Consider the following 7,125-nt stretch of genomic DNA (forward strand, 5'->3'; position numbering starts at 1 on the left):
CATGAATACGGAACGCAGCTGCGCACAGCCCCACGTGGCGGGGACGGCCGCGAGGGCAAAGCGGAGTGAACCATGAATAGCGAGATGATGGAGGCCCTCGAGAACATCGAGCGCGAGAAGGGGATCTCGGTCGAGATCATGCTCGAGGCGCTCGCGAACGCGCTCGTCACCGCGTACAAGCGGCTCCCGACGTCAGCTGAGGAGGCGCTCGTCGAGATCGACGTGGAGACCGGCGACATCAAGGTCATCGCGCAGGAGCTCGACGAAGAAGGACAGGTGGTCCGTGAGTGGGACGACACGCCGAAAGACTTCGGACGCATCGCCGCGCAGACCGCGAAGCAGGTGATCCTCCAGCGCATCCGTGACGCCGAGCGCGAGATGAAGTACGAGGAGTACGCCGGGCGCGAGGGCGACATCGTCACCGGCATCATCCAGCAGACCGACCAGCGCTACACGCTGCTCGACCTCGGTCGGGTGGAAGCGCTGCTCCCGCAGGCCGAGCAGGTGCAGAACGAGCGGTACGAGCACGGTTCCCGGCTCAAGGCCTACATCGTCGAGGTGCGCAAGACGGCGAAGGGCCCCCAGATCGTCGTGTCGCGCACACACCCGGGCCTCGTGAAGCGACTGTTCGAGCTCGAGGTGCCCGAGATCGTCGACGGCGTGGTTGAGCTCAAGGCCATCGCGCGCGAGCCCGGCCACCGCACGAAGATCGCGGTGTCGTCCAACGACAACAACGTCGACCCAGTCGGCGCGTGCGTTGGTGCCCGTGGGTCGCGGGTGCGCATGGTCGTCAACGAGCTGCGCGGCGAGAAGGTCGACATCGTCCCGTACAGCGGCGAGCCAACCGAGTTCGTCATGAAGGCGCTCGCGCCGGCGCGCGTGCGCGAGGTTCGCATCCACGAGGACACCGGCACGGCCGAGGTGATCGTTCCCGACTTTCAGCTCTCCCTCGCGATCGGCAAGGAGGGGCAGAACGCCCGCCTCGCCGCGCGCTTGAGCGGCTGGCGCGTGGACATCAAGAGCGAGACCCAGCTGCACGAAGAGGAGTCGGGCGGCGGGGTCGAGTACGCCGAAGGCGAATGGGTGAAGAACGAGAGCGGCGAGCTCGTGTTCCAGCCGGCCGAGGGCGGCGACGCGATCTCGGCGGCCGAGGCGGGCTACGAAGGGGCGCCCACCGCGACCGACGGTGCGGAGCCGGCGGCACCCGTGGCGGACGCACCAAACGCGGAGCCCGCGGCCGCCGCCGAGCCCGTCACCGACGCGGAAGAGACGAAGCCGGTGGAGGAGGCTCGCGACGGGTGACTCCGGCGCGCGCCTGCGCACCTGCGTGGGGTGCCGGAGCGCCGCCCCGGTGTCCGAGCTGGTCCGGATCTCCCGTGGCGCTGACGGCGCCCTGGTGCTGGGCCCGGGGACCGGTCGGGGAGCCTGGCTCTGCAGCCTGCCGGCGGCATTGGGCTGTTTCGACCAGGCCACTCGGCGGGGGGCGCTCGACCGGGCGCTGCGGGTGAGCCTCGGCGGCGACGAGGTAGTGCGGCTACGTGCGAAACTGGAAGACATGAGCGGCTGACACGGCGGAGAGGCCGCCGACGAGCCCAGCCCCACCCGGGGCGACGGCACACGCCGCCACAGAAGAGAAGAAGGCGGAAGCGGCCTTGGCCACCAAGAAGATCCGGATCTACGAGCTGGCACGTGAGCTCGGCGTCGAGAACGAGGTCGTGCTCGACCTCGCGAACGAGCTCAAGATCGGGGTCAAGAGCCACTCCTCCAGCATCGAGGACCCGTTGGCCGACCGGGTCCGTCGGCTCGCCGACTCCAAGGGTCTGCGCCAGGCTCCTGCGCCCGAGCTGGCCAAGGCGCCGACGAGGAAGACCGCCAAGCGCCCCGCGGCCGAGTCGCCCGAGCCCGCAACGCCAACCACACCGGAGCCTGCGGTCGCCGCCGTGGCCGAGGCGCCGCATCGGGTCGTCCGCTCGACCGGCGGCATCCCGGAACCCGAGCCGTTTCCCGAGCTGCCCCATCGCGTGGTGCGTTCGACCGGCGGGATCCCCGAGCCCCCGCCGCCGGTGCGCGAGCCAGCGCCGGCGCGCCCCGCCGCTGCGAGTGCCGCGACCGAGACCCGCGCGCCCGAGGCGCCGATCGGCGACAAGCCGCTGCCGCCGGAATCCGCGCAGCCAGGCAAGGTGATCCCTCCGCCGCCAGGTCAACGTCGCCCAGCGACCCCGCCGACGAGCGGGCGTTCATTCGCGCCCGACGCCGGGTCGGGGCCCCGACCTCAGGGAGGCGCCGGCGGCTTCACCGGGCGCGGTCGCCCGAGTGGCTCGCAGTTCCCGTCTCGACCCGGCGGCGGTGCTCCCGGTGGTGGTCCCGGCGGAGGGCGCGGTGGTCCCGGCGGTGGTGGTCCTGGCGGTCGTGGGCGACCCGGCCCGCAGGGCCAGCGCCCGCGTCGCAAGAAGCGTCGTCGTCGCAACCTCGAGGACATCGGCCCGGCTGCCGCGCCGGTGCTCACACCGCTCGACGCTCCGGTGCCGGAGGACGAGATCGTGGTGCCGCGCGGCATCACGATCCAGGAGCTCGCGCCGAAGCTCAATCGCAACTCGGCCGACCTCGTCCGGCTGCTCTTCGACGCGGGCGAGTTGGTCACCGGCACGCAGTCGCTCGCCGACGAGATGATCGAGCTGATCGCGGAGACGCTCGGTGCCGAAGTGCTCCTCGTCGAGGCCGGTCAGGAGCAGGAGCTCGAGCTCCAGGCGCTGCTCGGTGACGAGGAAGAAGAGGATGAGGCGGGCCTCGTGCCCCGCCCGCCCGTGGTCACGGTCATGGGCCACGTCGACCACGGCAAGACCACATTGCTCGACCGCATCCGCTCCGCCAACGTCGTCGCGAGTGAGGCGGGCGGCATCACGCAGCACATCGGCGCGTACCAGGCCGAGAAGAACGGCCGTGTGATCACGTTCATCGACACGCCGGGCCACGAGGCGTTCACCGCCATGCGCCGCCGCGGCGCCGAAGCGACCGACATCGCGATCTTGGTGGTTGCGGCCGACGACGGCGTCATGCCCCAGACAGTCGAGGCGATCAACCACGCGCGCGCCGCAGAGGTGCCGATCATCGTGGCCATCACGAAGGTCGATCGGGAAGATGGCGACCCGCAGCGCGTGCGCCAGCAGCTCGCGGAGCAGGGTCTCACGCCCGAAGAGTGGGGCGGCGAGACGATCGTGAACGAGGTCTCGGCTCCCGAAGGCCTCGGCGTCGATGAGCTGCTCGACTCGATCTTGCTCGTCGCGGATGTGGAGGAGCTCGTCGCCAACCCCGACGCACCGGCGCGAGCGTTCGTGCTCGAGTCCAACCTCGACCCCGGTCGCGGCCCGGTCGTCACCGCGCTCGTGGAGCGCGGCACCTTGCGTGTTGCCGAGCCGGTGGTCGCGGGCGGCGGTTGGGGTCGCGTGCGCGCGATGTTCAACGACCGCGGCGAGGCCGTGAAGGAAGCGGGCCCATCGGTGCCCGTCGAGATCCTCGGCCTGGACGACGTTCCCCTGGCCGGCGACGAGCTGCGAGTGGCGCCGGACGAGAAGGTGGCTCGCGCGGTGGCCGAAGCGCGTTCGCGTCGCCGCCGCGCCGCCAGCCTGGCCCATCCCACGATCCTCTCGGGCGGTGCTCGCCTCGAGGACATCTTCGCGATGGTGCAGCGTGGCGAGGTCGCCACGCTGAACCTCGTGCTGAAGGCCGACGTGCACGGTTCGCTCGAGGCGCTCACCGACGCGTTGCGCAAGCTCGACCAGGAGCACGAAGAGGTGCGGCTGGCCTTCGTGCACCGCGCCGTCGGTGGGATCACCGAGTCGGACGTCGACCTCGCCGCGGTGTCCAACGCAACCTTGATCGGCTTCAACGTGCGCCCGAACCGGATCGCCCGTGAGCGCGCCGAGCACGAGAGCGTGGAGCTGCGGCTCTACGAGGTCATCTACGGGGTGCTCGAAGACGTGAACAACGCGCTCGTTGGCATGCTCCAGCCCGAGTTCCAGGAGGCGGTCACCGGCGAAGCCGAGGTGCGCGAGGTCTTCTCGCTGCCGCGGATCGGCAAGGTCGCCGGCTGCTACGTCCGCAGCGGTGTGATCACCCGTGGCTCGCGGGTCCGGTTCCTGCGCGATGGGGTGGTGATCTGGAACGGCACCATCAACTCGCTCAAGCGGTTCAAGGATGACGCCCGCGAGGTGGCGACCGGCTTCGAGTGCGGCATCGGACTCTCCGACTTCCAGGACCTCAAGCAGGGCGACGTGATCGAGACCTACGAGCTCAAGGAGATCGCCCGCACCGGCTCCTGACCGAGCGCACCGTCATCGCGTCAGCGAAGCGGCCCCGGTAGTGTCATGTTGCTCGCATGGACAGCCGTGAGGTGACTTCGATGGGCGGACGGACGGCGCGGCGACTTGGGGCGCTTGTGGCCGTGACCATCCTCTCGACCGCGACGTTCGCGTTGGTGGCGCCCTCCAGCGGGGCGGCACAACAGGACTTCGTGTCCACTGGCGTTGTCCAGACGTTCCCAGTGCCGGCGAACGTCTGCCAGGTCACCATCACGGCACGCGGCGGCCCCGGCGGCGGCGGCGGCGGGAACGGTGGCCTCGCAATCGCGACGGTCGCGGTGACGCCGCTCGAGGTGCTCGATGTCTCTGTCGGTGCACGTGGCGGCAACTTTGCGGTCCCACCGAACGGCGGCTTCCCCGACGGCGGCCCGGGCGGCTTCGACTTCAGCGGCCTCGCGGTCGGCAACCGCGCGGCTGGCGGCGGCGGCTCGTCGAGCGTCCGGCGCGGCACCACGCCACTCGTCGTGGCCGGTGGTGGCGGCGGCGGCAGCGGGACCGCGGGCGGTGCTGGCGGTGGCTCGCAGGGCGACCCCGGCGGGACGCTCTCGAACGCGAACGACGGAAAGCAAGGGTTGGGTGGCGCCGCTGGCGGCCCGGGCGGCACGGGCGGCGCGGCGGGGTCGAGCGGCGGCAACGCGACCGCTGGCACCGGTGGCACCGCGTTCCAGGGGGGAACCGGTGGCAACGGCGACACCACCAACTCGCCGAACGGTGCCGAGGGCGGCGGCGGCGGTGGCGGTGGCTACTTCGGCGGTGGTGGCGCGGGCGGCGGGTCCCAGGACCCCCTCACCACGCTCGCCGGCGGTGGCGGCGGTGGCGCGGGATTCGCCGCGCCCGGCGCGACCGGTGTGACGCTGACGACGGGTGGCGGTCCGACCAGCGCCAGCAGCTCCAACGGCGACGTCTCCATCGAGTGGACCGAGGGTGTCGGCTGTGCGGCCGCTCCCGCGGTCGCGGCGGTGGTGGCGGACCCCAACCTCACCGGCTGAACCTCGACCGACGCCTGGCCAGCAGAGCTCGTACCGCCCCCGCTCGCGGCCGGGTCGCGGGACCTTGCCAGGCTCCTGATCCGACCCACCGGCGCGTTGTCGGCACAATAGAGAGGTATGCATGCCGTGGCGGTCCGCTTCGAGCTCTTCATTCCGGAATCCCGGTCGTTGAAGACCAAGCGCGCCGCCATCCGCCCGATCGTCGACGGGCTCCGCCATCGGCTCCGTGTCTCCGTGGCCGAGGTCGATCATCAGGACACCTGGCAGCGGGCAGCCATCGCGGTGGCGGTCGTCGCCGAGAGCGACGGGCACCTGCGCAACGTCCTCGCCTCGGTCGAACGCCTCGTGGCCAACGCGCCCGACGTCGAGCTCCTCGACGTGGAGACCGCATGGCTCGACCCGGATCCTGCGCCGTTGGGGGAGGGTTGATGCCGTCGGCCCGCCGGTATCCCCGCACCTTGCGGATCAACGAGGTGGTGCGTGAAGCGCTGGCCGACGACCTCGAGCGGCTGTCTGATCCGCGACTCTCGATGGTCACGATCACCGGCGTCGACGTGAGCCCGGACCTCCGCCATGCGACCGTCTGGTACGCCGCGCTCGGACGTCACGATGATGATGTCGCTGTGGCATTGCGCTCCGCGCGCCGCCGCTTGCGGGCGACGCTCGGGCGCCAGGTGCGGCTGAAGTACCTTCCGGAGCTCCACTTCCGCGAGGATCCCGCAATCGAGACGGGCCAGCGCGTCGAAGAGATCATTCGCGACCTGCACCGCGACGAGGATCACTGATGTCGAATCAGTCGCCGACCCCACCGATCGAAGAGACGCCGCTCGCGACCGCGGTCGCGGCGATCGACGGTGCCCAGCAGATCGCGCTCGCGTGTCACGTCAATCCCGACGGTGACGCGCTCGGGTCATTGCTCGGCCTCTTCCATGTGCTGCGGGCGACGGGCCGCGACGTCGTGGGCTCCTTCCCCACGCCGTTCGTGGTGGCGCCGCACTACCGCGAGCTGCCGGGCCTGGAGTTGCTCGTTCCGCCCGAGGAGTTCCCCGACGAGCCCGAGGTGATGATCACCTTCGACTGCGGCTCGATGGGTCGTCTCGGTGACCTCGAGCGGCCGGCCAAGGCGGCGCGCGAGCTGATCGTGATCGACCACCACATCTCGAACGACCGTTACGGGTCGATCAACCTCGTGGAACCCGAGGCTGCGGCGAGCGGTTGGGTGGTGCTGCGCCTCGTCGACGAGCTGGGACTGCCGCTGAACCGGGATGCCGCGGTGGCGCTCTATGCGGCGCTCGTGTGCGACACCGGTCGCTTCCAATACGACACGACCACACCCGAGGTCTTCGACATGGCCCGTCGGCTCACGGAGTTCGACGTGCCGGTGTCGCGCTTGAGCCGGACATTGTTCGAGGAGCACCGCTTCGCGTATCTGCGATTGCTCGGCGATGCGCTCGGCTCGGCCGAGCTGGTGCGCGAGCAGCGCTTCGTGTGGACCGCGATCACCCAGGAGTTGCTCGAGCGCCACGGTGTCGAGATGGAGGAGGTCGAAGGTCTCATCGACATCCTCCGTCGCGCGGCCGAGGCCGAGGTCACCTGCGTCTTGAAGGAAGAGCGCGACGGTACGGTGCGGGTCAGTCTCCGCTCGCTCGGCGCGGTGGACGTCCGTCGCATCGCCGAGGCGCACGGCGGCGGCGGCCATCGGTTCGCGGCTGGGTTCACGTCCGATCTCGAGATCGACGACGTCGTCGCGCGAGTGCGCGCCGCGCTCTGACTCAGAG

7 protein-coding genes are annotated in these 7,125 nt (G+C 70.8%); all 7 read left to right on the forward strand.

The features are described from left to right. Positions 1 to 72 precede the first annotated feature (72 nt). The 7 genes from nusA to WEE69_03920 all read left to right on the forward strand — a co-directional run bounded on the left by nusA (position 73) and on the right by WEE69_03920 (position 7,118). On the forward strand, positions 73 to 1,302 hold the full coding sequence (gene nusA / locus WEE69_03890; GenBank protein MEX1144430.1) for a transcription termination factor NusA: 1,230 nt from the start codon (positions 73 to 75) through the stop codon (positions 1,300 to 1,302). A 25-nt stretch (positions 1,303 to 1,327) separates the two neighbouring features. After that, positions 1,328 to 1,567 (forward strand): DUF448 domain-containing protein, encoded by a 240-nt coding sequence (locus WEE69_03895; protein MEX1144431.1) that lies wholly within the window; start codon positions 1,328 to 1,330, stop codon positions 1,565 to 1,567. An 85-nt stretch (positions 1,568 to 1,652) separates the two neighbouring features. Continuing rightward, a complete protein-coding gene (gene infB / locus WEE69_03900) occupies positions 1,653 to 4,319 on the forward strand; it encodes a translation initiation factor IF-2 (protein ID MEX1144432.1) in 2,667 nt (888 codons plus the stop codon). Between the two features lie 80 nt (positions 4,320 to 4,399). Then, positions 4,400 to 5,347 (forward strand): hypothetical protein, encoded by a 948-nt coding sequence (locus WEE69_03905; protein MEX1144433.1) that lies wholly within the window; start codon positions 4,400 to 4,402, stop codon positions 5,345 to 5,347. 117 nt (positions 5,348 to 5,464) lie between these two features. After that, positions 5,465 to 5,776: a DUF503 domain-containing protein gene (locus tag WEE69_03910; protein ID MEX1144434.1), complete on the forward strand. Its 312-nt coding sequence runs from the start codon at positions 5,465 to 5,467 to the stop codon at positions 5,774 to 5,776. Then, on the forward strand, positions 5,776 to 6,132 hold the full coding sequence (gene rbfA, locus WEE69_03915) for a 30S ribosome-binding factor RbfA (GenBank protein ID MEX1144435.1): 357 nt from the start codon (positions 5,776 to 5,778) through the stop codon (positions 6,130 to 6,132). Before WEE69_03910 ends, rbfA begins: the two co-directional genes overlap by 1 nt. Next, complete coding sequence (locus WEE69_03920; GenBank protein MEX1144436.1) at positions 6,132 to 7,118, forward strand: bifunctional oligoribonuclease/PAP phosphatase NrnA; 987 nt, start codon at positions 6,132 to 6,134, stop codon at positions 7,116 to 7,118. Before rbfA ends, WEE69_03920 begins: the two co-directional genes overlap by 1 nt. Positions 7,119 to 7,125 lie beyond the last annotated feature (7 nt).

The organism is Acidimicrobiia bacterium (assembly GCA_040881685.1).
In the GTDB taxonomy this organism is placed as follows: Bacteria; Actinomycetota; Acidimicrobiia; order IMCC26256; family PALSA-555; genus SHVJ01.